Source organism: Streptomyces sp. NPDC022552 (assembly GCF_055561875.1).
Genome location: NZ_JBVHGJ010000005.1, coordinates 202908 through 222988 on the forward strand (window position 1 = coordinate 202908; position 20081 = coordinate 222988).

Genomic DNA, 20081 nt, shown 5'->3' on the forward strand with positions numbered 1-20081 from the left:
GCTCCTTTCAGGCCGCTACGAGGTACGAGAAGACCGATTCGAGGGACTCGTCCGAGGGCGAGACCGTCAGCAGCCGGATCCCCTGCGCCCGGGCGACCCGGGGCAGCAGTTCCGTGAAGCGGCCGAAGTCCACCGCCTGGATGCGCAGGGCGCCTTCGGCGAGGTCGACCTCGATGCCGGCCGTGGACGGGTCGGCGATGAGCGCGGCCGCGAGCGCCCGGTCGTCGCTGGACCGTACGAGATAGCGGTGCGGCCGGTCCGTCATCAGCCGGCGGATCTTGCGGAAGTCGCCGGAGGCGGCGTGCCGCCCGGCCACGATCACCTCGATGTGCGAGGCGAGCTGCTCGACCTCCTCCAGGATGTGCGAGGAGAAGAGCACCGTGCGGCCCGCGGAGCCCATCCGGCGCAGCAGGTCCATCAGCTGCATGCGCTGGCGCGGGTCCATACCGTTGAACGGCTCGTCCAGCAGGAGCACGGACGGGTCGTGGACGAGGGCTGAGGCCATCTTCACGCGCTGGCGCATGCCCTTGCTGTACGTCGCGATCTTGCGGTCCTGCGCGTACTCCATCTCGACCGTGGCGAGCGCGTGCTGCGCCTCCTTGTCGCCCAGGCCGTGCAACTCGGCGTTGGCGACGACGAATTCACGCCCGGTGAGGAAGTCGTACATCGCCTCCCGCTCGGGCACGACGCCGATCTGCCGGTAGACGGACTCGTTGCGCCAGATCGCCGCGCCGTCGAGGGTGACCGTGCCCGTGGAGGGGGCGAGGAAGCCGCCCATCATGTTGATGAGGGTGGACTTCCCGGCCCCGTTGGGGCCGAGGAGGCCGGTGACGCCGGGGCCGATGGTCATCGTGACGTCGTTCACGGCCACGACGTTGCCGAACCACCGCGAGGCGTGGTCGATGTTGATCGTGGTCACAGTCCGACCTTTCGATAGCGGCGCATCAGGACTCCGTACGAGCCGGCGATGAGCGCGAGGACGACCAGCAGGTACACCACGCCGACTCCGGCGCCCGGGCCCACGCCGTCCCCGCCGGGGAAGGAGGTGCCGGCGCCGAGGAAGGCGGTCTGCACTCCGTCGATGAGCGTGATCGGCGAGAACAGGCCGATCCACTTGATGGCGTCGAGGTTGTCCGTGCCGTAGGCGATGCCCTGGAGCGTGGAGACCGCGCCGAAGGAGATCACCAGGGTCGCGATGACGGCGGCGACGCCGAAGCCGCGCCGCGGGGTGAGCGCGGCCATGACCAGGCCGATGCCGCCGAAGAGCAGCGAGAGCAGCGCCACGGAGACGAGCCCCTGGCCGAAGCCCGCGGCCTGGTCGGAGAAGTCCAGCTTCGCGAGCAGCGCCCCGACGAAGAGGATCACCAGCGGCGCGGCCGTCAGGACGAAGAGCGCCGATGCCATCGCCCCGTACTTGGCGAGGACGTAGTCCATCCGCTCGATCGGGCGCGAGAAGTAGAGCGGCACCGTCCTGAACCTCAGGTCCCGGGAGACGGACTGGGGGGCCTGGGCGGCCAGGTAGATGCAGATCACGAGCTGGAGGTAGATCGCGTAGGCCGTGTAGTCGAGCGGCAGCTTGTTCGCCTTGGTGACGACCGCGACCGCCACGATGATCAGCGCGGGAACGCACATCACGGCGAAGAGGATCATCGGCAGCACCTTGGACTTGGCGCTGCGGCCCAGTCCGTACGCCCCGCGCAGCGACTGCGAGAACAGCGCACGGCGCGCGTAGGCGCGGCCGAGGCGCGGCCCGTCGTAGTTGCGGTAGCCGATGTTGTGGATCTGTGTGGTCTCGGGGGCCTGGGAGCTCATCGCGCCGGCACCTCCTCCTGCTGCTGGGCGTCGGGGCGGAAGACCTCGGCGATGTGGTGCCGCCGCTGCTCCATCCGTACGAGACCGAGGCCGAGGTCGGCGACGGTGTCGCGGACGAGGTCGTACGTCTCCTCGCCCGCGGCCTCCACCAGGAGGATGTGCCCGGCTCCGGGCAGCCCGTCCTCGAGACCCTCGTGGAGGGTGACGCCCGCGGCGGCGAGCGCGGCGCGCACGGCCTGGGCCCCGTCGGGGTGGGTGTCGGAGTCGGTGACCTCGACCGCGAGGGTCGTGGTGATCTGGGTGAAGTCGCTGGTGGAGCTGGAACGCAGCAGCCGGCCGCCGTCGATGACGACGACGTGGTCGCAGGTGCGCTCCAGCTCGCCGAGGAGGTGGGAGGTGACGAGCACCGAGATGCCGAAGTCGGTCCAGACCCGGCGGATCAGGCCGAGCATCTCGTCACGGCCGACCGGGTCCAGGCCGTTGGTCGGCTCGTCGAGGAGGACCAGCTGCGGGTCGTGGACCAGCGCCTGGGCCAGCTTCACCCGCTGCTTCATGCCGGTCGAGTAGCCGCCGATGGGGCGGTACCGCTCCTCGTACAGACCGACGTGGCGCAGGGTGTCGGCCGTCCGCTCGCGGGCCGCGGTGGCGGGCAGACCCGACATCCGCGCCATGTGGACGACGAACTCGGTCGCCGAGACGTCCGGCGGGAGGCAGTCGTGCTCGGGCATGTACCCCACCCGTTCACGGATCTGGGCGCCGGAGGTGGCGACGTCCAGGCCGAGCACGTGGGCGCGGCCTTCCGTGGCGGGGGACAGGCCCAGGAGGATTTTGATCATCGTGGACTTGCCGGCTCCGTTGGCACCCACCAGTCCGGTCACACCGGGCCCGATGTCCAGGGAGAGCCGGTCGAGAGCGGTCACCCGGGGGAACCGCTTGCTGAGGCTTTCGGTGGCGATCACAGTCACGGTTCGAAGGTAGTGGTGTGCGCCACAGCAGTCGTCAGCCCAACGGCTCGATCCATATACGACTCCAGGCGTACAGACCCGTAAGGGAGTCGAGACCAAAGTCTTTCCGCGGAAGCCCCCGCCGGGTTTTCCACAGGCGTCCTGCACACCCCTTGACGTAGCCGCCGGGCATTGTCACATTCATCAGTGTCAAGTTACGACCACGTAGCGCACACACGGATGTTCATGGGACGGACGGGTGGCATGGCCTCAGCAGTGACAAGCGAACTGACCGCGGAGCTGCGGGGGTTCCGGGAAGTGCAGCGCCTCTCGTACGAGTGCGCGGAAGCCGTCGCGGCGCAGCTCAGGCCCGGCGTGACCGAGCGCGAGGCCGCGAAGATGCAGCGCGACTGGCTGTACGAGCGGGGCGTGCGGGACTGGTTCCACCGGCCCTTCGCCTGGTTCGGCGACCGCACGGCCTTCGTCGACTTCAAGATCCCGCTGCAGTTCTTCCCCACGAACCGGCGCCTCGAAGCGGGGATGCCGTTCATCCTCGACATGGCGCCCGTGTACAAGGGCTACACCTCGGACATCGGCTACTCCGGCTGTCTGGGCCTCAACCCGGTCCACGACAGACTCCTCGCCGACCTCCGGGCCCACCGGGAGCTGATCCTGGCCGAGGTGCGCGAACGCCGCACGCTGCGGGAGATCTACGAGGACGTGGACCGGCTCATGGTCCGCCAGGGATACGCCAACCGGCACCGCGCGTATCCCTTCGGCGTGATCGCCCACAAGATCGACCGGGTGAAGGAGCGCCGCTGGTCCCCCACCCTCTTCGGCTTCGGCACCCAGTCGCTCAAGGGCCTCGCGAGCGACGCGATCCACGGTCACCGCGACGGCTGGTCGCCGCTCTGGTCGCCGTACACGTTCTCCGACCACCCGCCCCGGCCGGGGCTGTGGGCGGTCGAGCCGCACCTCGGATTCCGGGGTACGGGAGCGAAGTTCGAGGAGATCCTCGTCGTCACCGACTCGAAGGACCCCGAGCAGAGCGCTTTCTGGCTGGACGACGACCTGCCGCACGTGCGGCGCTGGAACGAGGAGGGGGCGGCGGCATGACGGCGGCACTGAACGGGGCGCGGGAGCGCTGGGTCCGTACGGGCGGGATCGAGCTGTGCGTCGCCGAGCTGGGCGACACCGACCGGCCGACCGTCCTGCTCGTGCACGGTTACCCCGATTCCAAGGAGGTCTGGACGGAGGTCGCGCACCGGCTCGCCGAGCGGTTCCACGTCGTGCTGTACGACATCCGGGGCCACGGACGGTCCACGGCACCGGCTCCGCTGCGCGGCGGGTTCACGCTTGAGAAGCTGACGGACGACTTCCTGGCCGTCGCCGACGCGGTGAGCCCGGACCGGCCCGTGCACCTGGTGGGACACGACTGGGGCTCGGTGCAGTCCTGGGAGTTCGTGACCGTCCCGCGCACCGAAGGACGCATCGCCTCCTTCACCTCCATGTCCGGCCCGTCGCTCGACCACTTCGGGCACTGGATCAAGCAGCGCATGACGCGGCCCACCCCGCGCAGGGTCGGCCAGCTCCTCGGCCAGGGCGCCAAGTCCTGGTACGTGTACATGCTGCACACCCCCGTCCTGCCCGAGCTCGCCTGGCGCGGACCGCTCGGCAAGCGGTGGCCCAAGCTCCTGGAGCGCGTCGAGAAGGTCCCGGCCGGCGACTACCCGACCCCCTCGCTGCCCAACGACGCCGCGCACGGCGCCTGGCTCTACCGGGACAACGTCCGCTCGCGCCTGCGCCGGCCGCGCGCCGACGCGTACGCCCACGCACCCGTGCAGCTGATCACCCCCACCGGCGACGCGTTCCTGTCCGAGCGGCTCTACGACGACCTCGCCGACTGGGTCCCGGACCTGACCCGGCGCTCCCTGCCGGCCAAGCACTGGGTCCCGCGCACCCGGCCCGACCAACTGGCCTCCTGGATCACCGAGTTCGTCCAGGCGAACGAGGACCCGGCCACCAGGGCTCCGAGCACGGCCGCGAAGAGCGCCGCCGATCCCGTGTACGCAGAGCGGTTCGGTGGCCGGCTGGTCCTGGTCACCGGCGCGGCCAGCGGCATCGGCCGGGCCACCGCCTTCGCCTTCGCCGAGGCCGGCGCGCGGGTCGTCGCCGTCGACCGGGACGGCGAGGGCGCGGCCCGTACGGCTGAGATGGCCCGGCTCATCGGCGCCCCCGAGGCCTGGGGCGAGACCGTCGACGTCAGCGACGAACAGGCCATGGAGAAGCTCGCGGCCAAGGTCGCGAGCGAGTACGGAATCGTCGACGTGCTCGTCAACAACGCGGGGATAGGTCTCTCGGGCTCGTTCTTCGCGACGACCAGCGAGGACTGGAAGAAGGTCCTCGACGTCAACCTGTGGGGCGTCATCCACGGCTGCCGGATCTTCGGCGGTCAGATGGCCGAGCGCGGCCAGGGCGGCCATATCGTCAACACCGCCTCCGCCGCGGCCTTCCAGCCCTCCCGCGCCCTGCCCGCGTACAGCACGTCGAAGGCGGCCGTGCTGATGCTGAGCGAGTGCCTGCGCGCCGAGCTGGCGGGGCAGGGGATCGGGGTCTCGGCGATCTGTCCTGGGATCGTGAACACGAACATCACCGCGACGGCCCGGTTCGCCGGGGCGGGCGAGGAGGAGGAGAAGCGGCGCCAGAAGAAGGCCTCCCGGCTGTACGGGCTGCGCAACTACCCTCCGGAGAAGGTCGCGGACGCGATCCTGCGCGCCGTGGTGCGCGATCTGGCCGTCGTCCCGGTGACACCGGAGGCGCGCGGGGCGCACATGATGTCCCGGTTCGCCCCTAGGGCGCTGCGCGCGATAGCCCGGCTGGAGCCGCCCGCGTGAGAACCCGTACGGGCGGTGGCCACGGGGCCGGCGGCCGTGCGGGCGGTGGCGGGGCGGCCACGGCCGTACCCCGTCACGGCCGGCGGTCGTACCATCCCTCGCGGGAGAGCTCCCCGCGCAGGACCGCGATCGGGTAGCAGGATCGAGCGCGTGGGAGTGGGTTTGTCGGAGCAGACAGCACAGGGGGCGGCCGGGGCACAGGCCTCCCCGGCGGAGTACCGGATCGAGGATCTGGCCCACCACAGCGGTGCCACGGTCCGGACGATCCGCGCCTACCAGGACCGTGGCCTGCTGCCCCGGCCCGAGCGCCGGGGCCGGTCCAATGTGTACGGGGACACGCATCTGGCCCGGCTGCGGCAGATCGCGGACCTGCTCGACCGCGGCTACACCCTGGCCTCGATCAAGGAGCTGTTGGAGGCCTGGGACGCGGGTCGCGGTCTCGGCGGCGTCCTGGGTCTGGTGGCCGAGGTCGACGGACCGTGGACGGACGAGGAGGCCGACCGGATCTCCCGTGCGGATCTGGACGCCGCGTTCGGCGGCAAGCCCGACGAGGATGCGATCCGGGAAGCGATCGAGCTCGGCGTCCTGGAGCGGATCCCGGACCGGGAGAACGAATTCCTCGTTCCGAGCCCACAAGAGCTGGCGGTGGCAGCGGAGTTGTACGAAGCGGGCGTACCGCTCTCGGCGATCTCCGGACATCTGCGGGAACTTCGCGTCCAGGTCGAGCACATCGCCTCGCGCTTCCTGGAGTTCACGACCGAGCACGTCTTCGCCCGCTATCTGGAGCACCGGCCGCCGACGGACGCCGACGCGGTCGAGGCGGCGGCGATGGTGCGGAGGCTGAGGCCGCTCGCCCAGCAGACCGTGGACGCCGAACTCGCGCGCGCCATGCGTCTGTTCGCCACCCGGCACCTCCAGCACCACCTGTCGCCCGAGCCCCCGCCGGTACGTGACGACGAGCCCCGCCCGGTGGTCCTCCCGTCCGGCACGATTCGGGCCGTGCAGCGTCTGGTTGGCGCCGAGAACGCGGCGGCGTTCATCGCGGCGGCCGCCGAACGCGAGGTGCAGACACGCACATTGGACTCACTCGCCTCAAATCACCCTGACAGTAGCGAAGTAGCCCAAATGGGCTGATAATCCAGACTCGTTGTCCACAGAATCGCCAATTCCCCTGTGGATAACTACAGTTCGCTGTGGATCAAACATCCTGTGCGAATTTCATTGGTCGGCGGATCCGCCCTCCGGCATCCTGGCGTCATGAACAGACCGATGGACGAGAGACGCACCGTGAAGGTGTCGAAGTACCTCTCGAAACACCTGCGGCACCAACCCGAGCGGATCGGACTGGTCCTCGACGCGCACGGCTGGACCGAGATCGACGACCTCCTGCGCGCGACGGCCGCGAACGGCTTCCCGATCACGCGCGCCGAACTGGACCACGTCGTCGCCTCCAACGACAAGAAGCGCTTCGCGATCGAGGGAACGCGGATCCGCGCCAGCCAGGGCCACACCGTCGAGGTCGACCTCGACCTGCCGCCCGCGGAGCCGCCCGCGTACCTCTATCACGGTACGGTCGCCGCCCGGCTGGACGCCATCCGAGCCGAAGGCCTGCGCCCCATGGCCCGCCACCACGTCCATCTCTCCCCCGACCGGGAGACCGCGACCCGCGTCGGCGCCCGCCGCGGACGCCCGGTCGTCCTCAGCGTGGACGCCGGAGCGATGCACCGGGCCGGCCATGTCTTCCACGTCAGCGCCAACGGCGTCTGGCTGGCCGACACCGTCCCCCCGGAGTTCCTCCGCTTTCCCGGCTGAGAGATCCGGACCGGGCCCCGCTGCGGCATGATCGTTCCCATGACACACCCGCATCTGCCCACCACCGAGTCGGCCGTCACCGCGATCCGCGAGATCGCCCACGAGTACAACCTGGAGATGATCGTCACCGACGACATCGGTGCCGACCAGACCTCCCGGCGGACCGCAGCCGGTGTCTTCACCGTCCTCGACCCGGACGGCTCGCTCCCGCACGAGGCCCTCGTCGAGCTCGGCGGCTCCCCGGCGGTCACCGTCCGCCTCTTCCCCGAGGACGACGCCAAGATCACCGTCGACGGCGTGGACTTCGAGGACGTCCCGCGCGACTCCGTCCCCGCCTTCGTACGCTCCGTCCACGGGGGGCTGGCCTATGTGAAGGGCCGTTTCTTCCCGCCCGGCTGGCGCCTGATCGTGCCGCTGCCCGGTGACGAGACGTACAAGGAACTCATCCTCGACGAAAGCCTCACCCCCTGGCTGAGCCGTCAGGTCCGCTGACACGGGGCGGCCCCGCCGCGCCCTGCGCGGTTCCCGCCGGCCGCCGTAGGCTCGTGGGCATGACCTTGCGCCTGAGCACCGTGATCCTTCCCGTCCACCGCTGGCACGACGGCGGCCGCGAGCGCTGGCAGCGTGCCGAGGAGCTCGGCTTCCACGCCGGCTACACCTACGACCACCTGTCCTGGCGGACCTTCCGCGACGGCCCCTGGTTCGGCGCCCTGCCCACCCTCACCGCCGCCGCGACGGCCACCGAGCGGCTCCGTCTGGGCACCCTGGTCACCTCGCCCAACTTCCGCCACCCGGTGACGCTCGCCAAGGAGCTCATCTCCCTCGACGACATCTCCGGCGGCCGGGTCACGCTGGGCATCGGCGCCGGCGGCAACGGTTTCGACGCGACCGTGCTCGGCCAGGAGGCCTGGACACCGAAGGAGCGGGCCGACCGGTTCGGCGAGTTCCTGCCGCTGCTCGACCGGCTGCTGACCGAGGACGCGGTGACCGAGCGGGGCATGCACTACGCGGCGGAGGAGGCCCGCAACATCCCCGGCTGCGTCCAGCGCCCGCGGCTGCCCTTCGCGGTCGCCGCGACCGGCCCGCGCGGACTGAAGCTCGCTGCCCGGTACGGCCAGGCCTGGGTGACGACCGGCGACCCGAAGCTGTACGAGGAGGGCACGCCGGAGCAGTCCGTCGAGGCCATCCGCGGCCAGGTCGAGAAGCTCGGCAAGGCGTGCGCGGAGACCGGCCGGAACGTGGCCGACCTGGACAAGATCCTGCTCACCGGCTTCACGCCGGACCGCGGCCGGCCGCTGGAGTCCGTGGACGCGTTCGTCGACTTCGCGGGCCGCCACCAGGCGCTGGGCTTCACCGAGATCGTGATCCACTGGCCGATCCCCGACTCGGACTTCGCCGCCGACCAGCGCGTCTTCGAGCAGATCGCCACCGAGGCGGCCGGCCAGCTCGTCTGACGCCCGGCGCGCCTGACACCGAGGGGGCGTGGCGCGGGGCCAGAGGGCGTGGAACCTGCGCCGGGGGGCGCGCGTCGGGGCAGGAAATGCCCCTCTCAGATGTGCGCCCCCTCGCACGCCCGTGCACCAAGTGCGAAAGAATGGACCGGTGACCTCACCCCACTCCGCGCGCCGCGCCGCCCCGGCCACCCGACTGATCGCCACCGACCTCGACGGCACACTGCTGCGCGACGACAAGTCCGTGTCGGAGCGCACGATCGCCGCGCTCGCCGCCGCCGAGCGGGCCGGCATCGAGGTCTTCTTCGTCACCGGCCGCCCGGCCCGCTGGATGGACGTCGTCAGCGACCACGTCCACGGCCACGGCCTCGCGATCTGCGCCAACGGCGCGGCCGTCGTCGATCTCCACTCGGGAGGAACGTTCCTGGAGGTGCGTCCGCTGGCGCGGGACGTCGCGCTCGACGTGGTGTCGACGCTGCGCGCCGCCGCCCCCGGCACCTCCTTCGCGGTCGAGTTCACCACCGGCATCCACTACGAGCCGAAGTACCCGCCGTTCTTCCTCGACCCGGGTGCCACCGTCGCCTCCGCCGAGAAGCTGCTGTTCGAGGAGGAGCCGGGCGCCGCCGCCCCGGTCCTCAAGCTCCTCGCCCAGCACCCGGACCTCGACCCCGACGACTTCCTCGCCACGGCCCGCGCGTCCGCCGGCGCTCTGTCCTCCATCACCCGGTCCAGCCCGACGGCGCTGCTCGAGATCAGCGGCCTCGGCGTCTCCAAGGCGTCCACCCTGGCGCTGTGCTGCGCCGAGCGCGGGATCTCCGCCGAGGAGGTCGTGGCCTTCGGGGACATGCCGAACGACATCGAGATGCTCAGCTGGGCGGGCCGTTCGTACGCCATGGGCAACGCCCACCCGGACGTGATCGCCGCCGCCTCCGGCCGTACCGTCGCCAACAACGAGGACGGCGTGGCCGTCGTGATCGAGCGCATCCTCGCGGGCACGCTCGACGACTGACACCCCGGGCCCGGCTCGACACCGGGTACGGCTCGACTCCGGGTACGGCTCGACTCCGGGCCCGGCTCGATGGCGGGCCCGGCTCGGCGGGCCCGGCTCGACGGCCGGCCGGCTCCGGGGCCGGCCGGTACAGGTACGGCTCCGTCGCCGGTACGACTGCGGTGCCGGTACGGCTCCGGCACCCCCGCCCCGCCGGCGGTCCTACAGCGGGGCCTGCCACACCACCGTCGTACCGCCGCCGTCCTCGCCGATTCCCGGGCCGCACCAGCTCGACCCGCCCAGCGACTCCGCCCGCCGCGTCAGGTTGCGCAGTCCGCTGCGCCGCCCGCCCTCCGGGATGCCGACGCCGTCGTCCGCGACGGAGAGCCGTACCCCGGCGGTGCCGTCGGGGAGCTCGACGCCCGCGTCGACGACGACGTCGATCCGGGTGGCCCGCGCGTGCCGGAAGGCGTTGGACAGCGCCTCGCGCAACGCGGCGATGAGGTTCTTGCCGGTGAGTTCGCCGACCGTCGAGTCGATCGCCCCGAGGAAGCGGTGCGCGGGCTTGAAGCCGAGCGGGACGGCGGCCATGTTGATCTCCCGCAGCACGCGGGTGCGCAGCCCGGAAGGGGCCTCGGCGGGACCCTGCTGGAGGGCGAAGATCGCGGTACGGATCTCCTGGATGGTCACGTCGAGTTCGTCGACGGCCTTGCCCACACCGTCGCGCACGGCGGGCACGACCGACCTCCGCTGGGCGCTCTCCAGCATCATGCCGGTGGCGAAGAGCCGTTGGATGACCAGGTCGTGCAGGTCACGGGCGATCCGGTCACGGTCCTCGTAGACGGCGAGCCGCTCCCGGTCGCGCTGGGCCTCCGCCATCATCAGCGCGAGCGCCGCCTGGGAGGCGAACTGGGTGGCGAGCGTCCGCTCGGCCTCGGTGAACGGCCTGCCGCCACGCGCGCGTGGCGTGGCGAGCGCACCGAGCACCCTGCCGCCGCTCTGCAGGGGCAGCAGCATGCTGGGGCCGTACAGCGCGGCGAGGCGGCTGGCCATGCGTGGGTCGGTGGAGGCGTCGTCGACGAACACCGCCTCGCCTTCGAGGAGTCGGTCCACCACGGCGCTCTCGGGCGGGAGCACCATGCCCAATGCCTTGGACGGCCGGTCGGAGGAGACGGCGACGATCTCCAGACCCCCGTCAGCGGCGGGCAGCAGCACGATCCCGGCGGCCGCGTCGGCCAGCCTGCGGGCCTGCTCGGCGACCACCGTGAGGGCGTCGTCCGCGTCGCCGCCGGAGAGCAGGGCCGTGGTGACGGCCACCGATCCGTCGATCCACCGTTCGCGCTGGCGGGCGGCCTCGTAGAGGCGGGCGTTGCCAATGGCGATACCGGCCTCGGTGGCGAGGACCCGGACCATGTGGACGTCGTAGTCGTTGAACTCGCCGCCGTCCTTCTTCTCGGCGAGGTAGAGGTTGCCGAAAATCTCGCCCTGGACCCTGATCGGGACCCCGAGGAAGGTCCGCATCGGAGGGTGTCCGGGCGGGAATCCGGCGGAGCGGGGGTCGGTGGACAGATCGGCGAGACGGATCGTCTGGGGGTCGAGGATGAGCGCGCCGAGCAGCCCGGCGTGGCCGTCGGGGCGGCGCCCGATCCGGCGGGCGACCTCCTCGTCGACGCCGTAGGTGACGAAGTCGGACAGCCCCTTGCCCTCCTCGTCGACGACGCCGATCGCCGCGTAGCGGGAGCCGGCGAGTTCGGCCGCCGTCTCGCAGATGCGGTCGAGGGTGGAGTGCAGTTCGAGCCCGGTGCCGACCGAGCGCATGGCTTCCAGGAGCTGCGGCACGCGCGCGGTGAGCTCCGTGGACAGGCCCTGGAGGCTGCGGGTGGCCTGGGTGGCGGCTTCCAGGGGGTCCGGGAGATCAGGCACGGCGGCGGTCATGGCCTTGAGCCTAGTAAGTCCTATTTGGCGAGAAAAGTCGGACGCTCCACGGCCGCCCCCGAAGTCTCGCCGAAGGCTTGCCCGGAGGCCTCCCCCGACACCCGTCCCGGCGTGAGCAGCAGATCGGTCTCGCGCTCCTGCTCCAGCATCCGCCGCAGCGGGCCGTCGGCCCCTGCCAGCTCCGCGTAGGGCCCGCGCTGCACCGTCCGGCCCTCGTCGAGGACCACGACCTCGTCGACGGCGTCGAGGCCGTGCAACCGGTGGGTGATGAGGACCGTGGTGCGACCCTCGGTGGCGAGCAGCAGATCGTCGGTGAGGGCGTCCGCCGTGGCGAGATCGAGGTGTTCGGCCGGCTCGTCCAGGACGAGGACGGGGAAGTCGGCGAGGAGGGCCCGGGCAAGCGCGAGACGCTGCCGCTGGCCGCCCGAGAGCCGCGAACCGTGCTCGCCGACCAGCGTGTCCAGCCCGTCGGGCAGACCGTCCACCCAGTCGAGGAGCCGGGCCCGGCCCAGTGCCACGCGCAGCTCGTCGTCGCTCGCGCCGGTGCGCGCCAGGCGAAGGTTCTCGCGGATGCTGCTGTCGAAGATGTGGGCGTCCTGGGCGCAGAGCCCGACGAGGCGCCGGACATCGTCGCCGCTCAGCTCGGCCGCCTCCACCCCGCCGATCCGGTACGAGCCGGTGTCGGCGTCCAGGAAGCGGAGCAGCACCTGGGCGAGCGTGGTCTTGCCCGATCCGGAGGTGCCGACGACGGCGACGCGCCGCCCGGCCTCCAGCGTGAGCGCGAAGCCGCTGAGCGCCTCCCTTTCCTGCCCCGCGTGCCGTGCGGAAAGACCGCTGACCTCCAGCGGGAAGGGGCTCTGCGGCGGTGCGGCGGGCCGCTCGGGCTCGTGTACGGGGACGGGGGCGTCCAGGACCTCGTACACCCGCTCGGCGCTGCGCTTGACCCGCTGGCGGTACTGGACGGCGAGGGGGAGGCCGGTGACGGCCTCGAAGGCGGCGAGCGGGGTCAGGACGACGACGGCGAGCGCCACGCCGGCGAGGCGGCCGTCGAGGACGGCCTGGACGCCGACGACCGCGGCGGCTGCGACGGTCAGGCCGCAGACGAGCGCGGAGAGCCCGGCCCCGAGCGCGGTGGCGGCGGCCTGCCGGCGGGCGATGGCGGTGAGCGTACGGTCGGCCGCTCCGGCCCGGTCGGTTCGGTCCTTCAACGCTCCGGCCACCGTCAGTTCGGCACAGCCGCGCAGCAGGTCGACGACGCTGACGGCGAGGGCGCCGCGGGCCGGCGCGAGCTGCCGCTCGGCGCGGCGGGCCAGCATCCCGCTCAGCAACGGCACGGCGACACCGGCGACGAGGAGCCCCAGGGCGAGTACGGCCCCGGCCTCGGGCAGCAGCCAGGCGGTGAACCCGACGGAGCCGGCTCCCACGACGAGGGCGGCGCCCGCGGGCAGCAGCCAGCGCAGCCAGTAGTCCTGGAGCGCGTCGACGTCCTGGACGAGCCGGGAGAGCAGGTCGCCGCGGCGGGTGCGGCGCAGTCCGGCGGGGGCGATGCGCTCCAGGCGCCGGAAGACGGCGACCCGGAGTTCGGCGAGCATCCGCAGCACCGCGTCGTGGGAGACGATCCGCTCGGCGTACCGGAACACGGCCCGGCCGATGCCGAACGCCCGCGTGGCGGTGACGGCGACCATCAGGTAGAGCACCGGGGGCTGTTCGGAGGCACGGGAGATGAGCCAGCCGGAGACCGCCATGAGTCCTACGGCGGATCCGAGCGCCAGGCTCGCGAGCAGCAGGGCCAGGCCCATCCGCCCGCGCAGCTCTCCCGCCATGGCGCGCACCCGCCCGAAGACGGAGCGCTCCTCTCCCGTGTCCGCGCAACCCGGAACGCCGGCCGATGCCCCGGCCTCGGCGCGCGTCCCGGACTCCGCCGCTCCCTGGGCGGGCACGGTGGACGACCAGGCCGTCTCGTCCAGGGGCGCGGCGGGCCGCCGCTCCCCGGGGGCGCTCGTCGGCGCGAGCTCCACCACACGGTCCGCGACCGCGAGCAGGGCCGGGCGGTGGACGACCAGGAGGACCGTACGGCCCGCGGCGAGGCGGCGGACCGCGTCGACCACAGCCGCCTCGGTCTCGCCGTCCAACGCGGCCGTGGGCTCGTCCAGAAGCAGCAGGGGCCGGTCGGCCAGGAACGCACGGGCCAGGGCGAGGCGTTGACGCTGGCCCGCCGAGAGACCCGCGCCGTCCTCGCCGAGCACGGTGTCGACACCGGCCGGGAGGGACCGGAGGAACCCGTCCGCACCGGCGTCCCGCAGGGCCTCCCGTACCGCGTCGTCGGAGGCGTCCGGGCGGGCCAGGCGGACGTTCTCGCCGATGGTGCCCGCGAACAGATACGGCCGCTGCGGCACCCAGGCGATCCGCGACCGCCACTCCTCCACATCGAGCGTGCCGAGTTCGGCGCCCCCGACCCGGACCGAGCCGCCCTCCTCCGGGGTGGCGAAACCCAGCACCACATCGAGGAGCGTGGACTTCCCGACCCCGCTCGGCCCCACGAGGGCGACGGTCTCACCGGGTTCCACGACGAGCGAGGCCCGGTCCAACGAGGGCTCGGAACGGCCCGGGTGCCGGACGGTCACGTTCGCCAGCTCGATACGGGTCGACGCGGGCACCGCGCCGGTGCCGTGCTCGGGCGCCGGGGTCTCCAGTACCTCGAAGATCTCCTCAGCGGCGGCCAGTCCCTCCGCGGCCGCGTGGTACTGCGCGCCCACCTGGCGGATCGGCAGATAGGCCTCGGGCGCCAGGACCAGAATGACCAGACCCGTGTACAGGTCGAGGTCGCCATGGACCAGCCGCATACCGATCCCGACCGCGACCAGCGCCACCGAAAGCGTCGACAACAGCTCCAATGCGAAGGAGGAGAGGAAGGCGATGCGCAGCGTCTTCATCGTTGCCCGCCGGTACTCCGACGTGATGGCGCGGATCGACTCGGCCTGCGCCTTGGCACGTCCGAACACCTTGAGCGTCGGCAGCCCGGCCACCACGTCGAGGAAGTGGCCCGAGAGCCGGGAGAGCAGCTTCCACTGACGGTCCATCCGGGCCTGGGTGTACCAGCCGATGAGGATCATGAAGAGGGGGATGAGCGGCAGGGTCACGACGATGACCGCCGCCGAGACCCAGTCCTCGGTGACGATCCTCGCCAGGACCGCCACCGGCACCACGACCGCGAGCCCCAGCTGTGGCAGATAGCGCGCGAAGTAGTCGTCGAGCGCGTCCACTCCGCGGGTGGCGAGAGCGGCCAGCGAGCCGGCCTTCTGGCCGCTGAGCCATCCCGGCCCGAGCGCGGCCGCCCGGTCGAGCAGCCGCCCGCGCAGTTCGGACTTGACCGCCGCGCTCGCCCGATGGGCAGCCAGTTCGGTCAGCCAGGAGACCAGTCCCCGCCCCGCCGCGACTCCTGCGAGCAGCAGCAGGGGCGTGGTCAGGTCGGAAACCGACAGGCCCTTCTGGAAGGCCCCCACCACCACCTCGGCGATGAGCATCGCCTGGGCGACGACCAGCGCCGCCCCAGCCAGGCCGAGCGCCACGACCGCTCCGAGGAAGAAGCGGGTGGCCCTGGCGTACCGGAGCAGACGCGGATCGATCGGTTTCACGTGAAACATCCCCCACTAGTGAGCAGCGTCGGCGATGTGCTGGGTACCGATGCGCTTGCGGAACACCCAGTAGGTCCAGCCCTGGTAGAGCATCACCAGCGGAGCGGCGATCGCGGCACACCAGGTCATGATCTTCAGGGTGTACGGGCTCGACGACGCGTTCGTCACGGTGAGGCTCCACGCCGGGTCGAGCGAGGACGGCATGACGTTCGGGAAGAGCGTGAAGAAGAGCATCGCCACCGCCGCGGCAATCGTCACACCCGACAGCGCGAACGACCAGCCTTCCCTCCCCACCTTGATCGCCCCGATGGCGCCGACCAGCGACACCACGGCGACGAGCATGGCACCCAGACTCCAGCCGTCACCCTTGTCCGCCTGGGTCCAGAGCAGGAAGCCCAGCGCGAGGACGGCCGTGACGAGACCCAGCTTCAGCGCGAGCGCCCGGGCGCGGGCCCGGATGTCCCCCACCGTCTTGAGCGCGGCGAACACCGTCCCGTGGAAGGTGAAGAGGGCAAGGGTGACCAGGCCGCCGAGGAGCGCGTACGGGTTGAGCAGGTCACCGAAGGTGCCGACGTACTCCATCTCGCTGTCGATCTTCACGCCGCGCACGATGTTGCCGAACGCCACGCCCCACAGCACGGCGGGGATGAGGGAGGTCCAGAAGATGGCCTCCTCCCAGTTGCGCTGCCAGTTCTCCTCGGGCCGCTTCGCGCGGTACTCGAAGGCGACACCACGGATGATCAGACAGACCAGGATGATCAGCAGCGGCAGGTAGAAGCCGGAGAACAGGGTCGCGTACCACTCGGGGAACGCCGCGAAGGTCGCGCCGCCGGCCGTGAGCAGCCACACCTCGTTGCCGTCCCAGACGGGACCGATGGTGTTGATCAGGACCCGCTTCTCGGTACGGCCCCGGGCGAGCAGCTTGGTCAGGACGCCGACCCCGAAGTCGAATCCCTCGAGGAAGAAGTAGCCGATCCAGAGGACGGCGATGAGTACGAACCAGACGTTGTGGAGTTCCATACCTCGATCTCCTGAGCCTCAGTACGAGAAGGCCATGGGCCGGTCGGGGTCACGGTCGTCCCCGCCGATCTTGGTGGGCGGGTTGAGGTCGGACTCGGTGAGCTCGGGCGGTCCGGCCTTGACGTACTTCACCAGCAGCTTGACCTCGATCACGGCGAGCACCGCGTAGAGCAGGGTGAAGACGATCATCGAGGTGAGGACCTCGCCCTGGGAGGTGCCGGGGGAGACGGCGTCCATGGTGCGCAGCACGCCGTAGACGACCCACGGCTGGCGTCCCATCTCGGTGAAGATCCAGCCCCACGAGTTGGCGATCAGCGGGAACGCCATGGTCCAGAGAGCGATGATCCAGTACCACTTGCCCAGGCGGGGGCTGAGCGCCTTCCGCCTGAACAGGACCAGATTCGGCACCTCGTCCTCACCGGTCCGCAGCCCCGGCGACAGCAGGAACTTCTTACGGGTGAGCCAGAGGCCGAGCATCCCGATGGCGAGCGAGGCCATGCCGAAACCGATCATCCAGCGGAAGCCCCAGTAGGCGACGGGGATGTTGGGCCGGTAGTCGCCCGGGCCGAACTTCTCCTGCTCGGCCTTGTTGATGTCGTTGATGCCCGGGACGTACGAGCTGAAGTCGTCGTTGGCCAGGAACGACAGCAGGCCCGGGATCTCTATGGCCACCTTGTTGTGACCCTTGTCGACATCGCCGTACGCGAAGATCGAGAACGGCGCGGGTGCCTCGCCGTCCCAGAGCGCCTCGGCGGCGGCCATCTTCATCGGCTGCTGCTTGAACATGACCTTGCCGAGCAGGTCGCCGCTGATGGCGGTGCCGAGTCCGGCGATGATCAGGGTGATCAGACCGAGCCGCAGCGAGGTCCGCATCACCGGGACGTGCTTCTTGCGCGCCAGGTGGAAGGCGGAGATACCCACCATGAACGCACCACCGACCAGGAAGGCGGCCGTCATGGTGTGGAAGAACTGGGTGAGCGCGGTGTTCTGGGTCAGGACCAGCCAGAAGTCGGTGAGCTCGGCCCGGCCGCGCTCCTCGTTGATCCGGTAGCCGACCGGGTGCTGCATCCAGGAGTTGGCCGCAAGGATGAAGTACGCGGAGAGGATCGTGCCGATCGACACCATCCACATACAGGCCAGGTGGATCTTCTTCGGCAGCTTGTCCCAGCCGAAGATCCACAGGCCGATGAAGGTGGACTCGAAGAAGAAGGCGATCAGCGCCTCGAAGGCGAGCGGCGCCCCGAAGACGTCGCCGACGAAGCGCGAGTAGTCGGACCAGTTCATGCCGAACTGGAACTCCTGCACGATGCCGGTGACGACACCCATGGCGATGTTGATCAGGAAGAGCTTGCCCCAGAACTTCGTCGCCTTGAGGTACTTCTCGTTCTCCGTGCGCACCCAGGCGGTCTGGAGACCGGCGGTGAGGGCGGCCAGGGAGATCGTCAGGGGGACGAAGAGAAAGTGGTAGACGGTGGTGATGCCGAACTGCCATCGCGCCAAGGTCTCTGGCGCCAGAGCTAGGTCCACGTCGTCTTCTCCTTACCTTGCCGTGAGCACATCGGCAGTTTGCCCCTTTAATCCCGCCATTCCAGGGAGGAACGGGACACGCTTGTGAACGCGTTCACATTCACAAGCATTATGGCTCATACGAAATCCGTATGTAAGACCGGGGGTCCCCCCACCGAAGGTCACCCCTTCCCAGGACCTTCAACATATTGTTGAATCCTGGCTATGACCCTTCAGATCCGTATCTCCTGGCCCGCCGGACACACCACGGCGACCCTCGACGAAACCCCCACGAGCAAGGCGCTCGTGGGGGCTCTCCCGATCTCCTCCACCGCCCGGACCTGGGGCGAGGAGGTCTACTTCGACACACCGGTCTCCACCGCCGTCGAGGCCGACGCGCGGCAGGTGGTGGAGCCGGGCACGGTCGCCTTCTGGACCGAGGGCGACGCCCTCGCACTCCCCTACGGCCCCACCCCGATATCCCGGGGCTCCGAATGCCGGCTCGCGAGCCCGTGCAACGTGCTGGGCTCGCTGGACGGCGACCCGCGCGTCCTGGCCACCGTCAGGGACGGTGACCTGATCCGCGTCGAGCACGTCGAGGCCTGACCGACCGCGCTCCCACCATCCCGATCAGCCTCGGTCGATCAACCTCGCTGATCAGGCTCGGTCGACCAGGCTCCGTTGATCAAGCTCCGTCGACCGGCCTCGTGTGATCAGGCTCCGTTACGGAAGCCCTCCGCCGTCTTCAGGAACAGGTCGTTGGCCTCGCACTCACCGATCGTGACGCGCACGCCCTCGCCCGCGAACGGCCGCACCACCACGCCATGCCGCTCGCACTCCGCCGCGAAGTCCAGCGTCCGCTCACCGAGCCGCAGCCAGACGAAGTTCGCCTGAGTGTCCGGCACGGTCCAGCCCTGGGCCACGAGCCCCGCATGGACCCGCTCGCGCTCGCCCACCAACGAGCCGACCCGCCCGAGCAGTTCGTCCTCAGCCCGCAGCGAGGCCACCGCCGCGTCCTGCGCCAGCTGGCTCACACCGAACGGCACCGCCGTCTTGCGCAGCGCCGCCGCCACCGGCTCATGGGCGATCGCGAACCCGACCCGCAGTCCGGCCAGACCGTACGCCTTGGAGAACGTCCGCAGCACGGCGACGTTCGGCCGGTCGCGGTACAGCTCGATGCCGTCCGGGATGTCGGTGTCACGGACGAACTCGCGGTACGCCTCGTCGATCACCACCAGGACGTCGGAGGGCACCCGGTCCAGGAATCGCTCCAGCTCGGCGCGGCGCACCGCCGTGCCCGTGGGGTTGTTCGGATTGCAGACGAAGATCAGCCGCGTCCGGTCGGTGATCGCCTCGGCCATCGCGTCGAGGTCGTGCACCTCGCCGTCGGTCAGCGGCACCTGCACGGAGGTGGCGCCGCTGATCTGCGTGATGATCGGATACGCCTCGAAGGACCGCCAGGCGTAGATCACCTCGTCGCCCGGGCCCGAGGTCGCCTGGAGCAGCGACTGGGCCACGCCGACCGACCCCGTGCCCGTGGCCAGGTGCGAGACCGGGACCCCGAAGCGGTCGGCGAGCTCGTTCATCAGGCCCGTGCAGGCCATGTCGGGGTACCGATTGAAGGCCGCGGCCGCGGACAGCGCGCTCTCCATCACACCCGGCAGCGGCGGATACGGGTTCTCGTTGGAGGACAGCTTGAAGGCGACCGCACCGCCCGCGGCGGCCGGCTTGCCCGGCTTGTAGGTGGGGATGCCGTCCAGCACGGCCCGCAGCCTCGGGCCGGCCGCACCGGTCCCGCCGGCCGCACCGGTTCCGCCGGTCTCGCTCACTGCGCTCACTGTGGTCCTCCTCGACCGTCCGTACCACCAATACTCCTCACCTTATGAGGATTCGCCTCCGCTGCGAATGGGCTGTGGACAACGGAGTGGGGAACCTGTGGACGAGCGGGGGAGCGCGGGCTCGGGTGGCGCGCGCCGGTGGCGGGCGCCGTGGCGCGCGTCGCCCGTAGAGGTGAGTTGAGACCTCTTCGAGACATGACCTTCTTGGCAGGCCCATGCGGGTCGACAACCGCAGATCACACCTGG

General features: G+C 70.8%; 16 protein-coding genes. 8 read left to right on the forward strand and 8 right to left on the reverse strand.

Features of this window, described 5'->3' with window-relative positions; genetic code table 11:
* Positions 1-7 precede the first annotated feature (7 nt).
* Genes ACZ3OF_RS16515 through ACZ3OF_RS16525 form a run of 3 tightly spaced genes read right to left on the reverse strand, consistent with a single transcriptional unit; the run spans position 8 to position 2771 of the window.
* On the reverse strand, positions 8-919 hold the full coding sequence (locus ACZ3OF_RS16515; protein WP_361670281.1) for an ABC transporter ATP-binding protein: 912 nt from the start codon (positions 917-919) through the stop codon (positions 8-10).
* Complete coding sequence (locus ACZ3OF_RS16520) at positions 916-1812, reverse strand: ABC transporter permease (protein WP_361670279.1); 897 nt, start codon at positions 1810-1812, stop codon at positions 916-918. Before ACZ3OF_RS16520 ends, ACZ3OF_RS16515 begins: the two co-directional genes overlap by 4 nt.
* Entirely contained in the window at positions 1809-2771 is a 963-nt protein-coding gene (locus tag ACZ3OF_RS16525) for an ABC transporter ATP-binding protein (protein WP_361670706.1), read from the reverse strand. The genes ACZ3OF_RS16520 and ACZ3OF_RS16525 overlap by 4 nt, the downstream gene beginning before the upstream one ends.
* Positions 2772-3020: 249 nt before the next feature.
* On the opposite strand from ACZ3OF_RS16525, the gene ACZ3OF_RS16530 reads away from it, so the two are divergent.
* From ACZ3OF_RS16530 to ACZ3OF_RS16560, 7 genes are all read left to right on the forward strand, one after another.
* The gene (locus tag ACZ3OF_RS16530; RefSeq protein ID WP_361670276.1) at positions 3021-3872 is read left to right on the forward strand and encodes a M24 family metallopeptidase; all 852 of its coding nucleotides are present in this window, start codon (positions 3021-3023) and stop codon (positions 3870-3872) included.
* On the forward strand, positions 3869-5650 hold the full coding sequence (locus ACZ3OF_RS16535) for an SDR family oxidoreductase (RefSeq protein ID WP_467305175.1): 1782 nt from the start codon (positions 3869-3871) through the stop codon (positions 5648-5650). Before ACZ3OF_RS16530 ends, ACZ3OF_RS16535 begins: the two co-directional genes overlap by 4 nt.
* A gap of 162 nt (positions 5651-5812) precedes the next feature.
* Positions 5813-6784 (forward strand): MerR family transcriptional regulator, encoded by a 972-nt coding sequence (locus ACZ3OF_RS16540; RefSeq protein WP_361670270.1) that lies wholly within the window; start codon positions 5813-5815, stop codon positions 6782-6784.
* A 135-nt stretch (positions 6785-6919) separates the two neighbouring features.
* Positions 6920-7462, forward strand: a complete 543-nt coding sequence (locus ACZ3OF_RS16545; protein ID WP_361670704.1) for an RNA 2'-phosphotransferase — start codon at positions 6920-6922, stop codon at positions 7460-7462.
* Between the two features lie 39 nt (positions 7463-7501).
* A complete protein-coding gene (locus ACZ3OF_RS16550) occupies positions 7502-7954 on the forward strand; it encodes an SRPBCC family protein (protein WP_361670267.1) in 453 nt (150 codons plus the stop codon).
* Positions 7955-8013: 59 nt separating this feature from the next.
* A complete protein-coding gene (locus ACZ3OF_RS16555) occupies positions 8014-8916 on the forward strand; it encodes an LLM class flavin-dependent oxidoreductase (protein WP_467305178.1) in 903 nt (300 codons plus the stop codon).
* Positions 8917-9064: 148 nt separating this feature from the next.
* The gene (locus ACZ3OF_RS16560) at positions 9065-9922 is read left to right on the forward strand and encodes a Cof-type HAD-IIB family hydrolase (protein ID WP_361670261.1); all 858 of its coding nucleotides are present in this window, start codon (positions 9065-9067) and stop codon (positions 9920-9922) included.
* A 201-nt stretch (positions 9923-10123) separates the two neighbouring features.
* Here the strand turns inward: ACZ3OF_RS16560 and ACZ3OF_RS16565 are convergent, their stop codons facing one another.
* The 4 genes from ACZ3OF_RS16565 to ACZ3OF_RS16580 are packed head-to-tail and all read right to left on the reverse strand — an operon-like array spanning position 10124 to position 18018.
* On the reverse strand, positions 10124-11836 hold the full coding sequence (locus ACZ3OF_RS16565; RefSeq protein ID WP_361670258.1) for a sensor histidine kinase: 1713 nt from the start codon (positions 11834-11836) through the stop codon (positions 10124-10126).
* A gap of 20 nt (positions 11837-11856) precedes the next feature.
* On the reverse strand, positions 11857-15471 hold the full coding sequence (gene cydD / locus ACZ3OF_RS16570; RefSeq protein ID WP_467305181.1) for a thiol reductant ABC exporter subunit CydD: 3615 nt from the start codon (positions 15469-15471) through the stop codon (positions 11857-11859).
* A gap of 15 nt (positions 15472-15486) precedes the next feature.
* On the reverse strand, positions 15487-16491 hold the full coding sequence (gene cydB / locus ACZ3OF_RS16575; RefSeq protein WP_467305183.1) for a cytochrome d ubiquinol oxidase subunit II: 1005 nt from the start codon (positions 16489-16491) through the stop codon (positions 15487-15489).
* Between the two features lie 18 nt (positions 16492-16509).
* Positions 16510-18018, reverse strand: coding sequence for a cytochrome ubiquinol oxidase subunit I (locus ACZ3OF_RS16580; RefSeq protein ID WP_467305185.1), 1509 nt, complete (start codon positions 18016-18018; stop codon positions 16510-16512).
* Positions 18019-18222: 204 nt separating this feature from the next.
* Here ACZ3OF_RS16580 and ACZ3OF_RS16585 point away from each other — a divergent pair, with 204 nt between their 5' ends.
* A complete protein-coding gene (locus tag ACZ3OF_RS16585) occupies positions 18223-18603 on the forward strand; it encodes a cyclophilin-like fold protein (RefSeq protein ID WP_467305187.1) in 381 nt (126 codons plus the stop codon).
* 107 nt (positions 18604-18710) lie between these two features.
* Here ACZ3OF_RS16585 and hisC read toward each other — a convergent pair whose 3' ends face one another.
* Complete coding sequence (gene hisC, locus ACZ3OF_RS16590) at positions 18711-19826, reverse strand: histidinol-phosphate transaminase (RefSeq protein WP_361670702.1); 1116 nt, start codon at positions 19824-19826, stop codon at positions 18711-18713.
* Positions 19827-20081 lie beyond the last annotated feature (255 nt).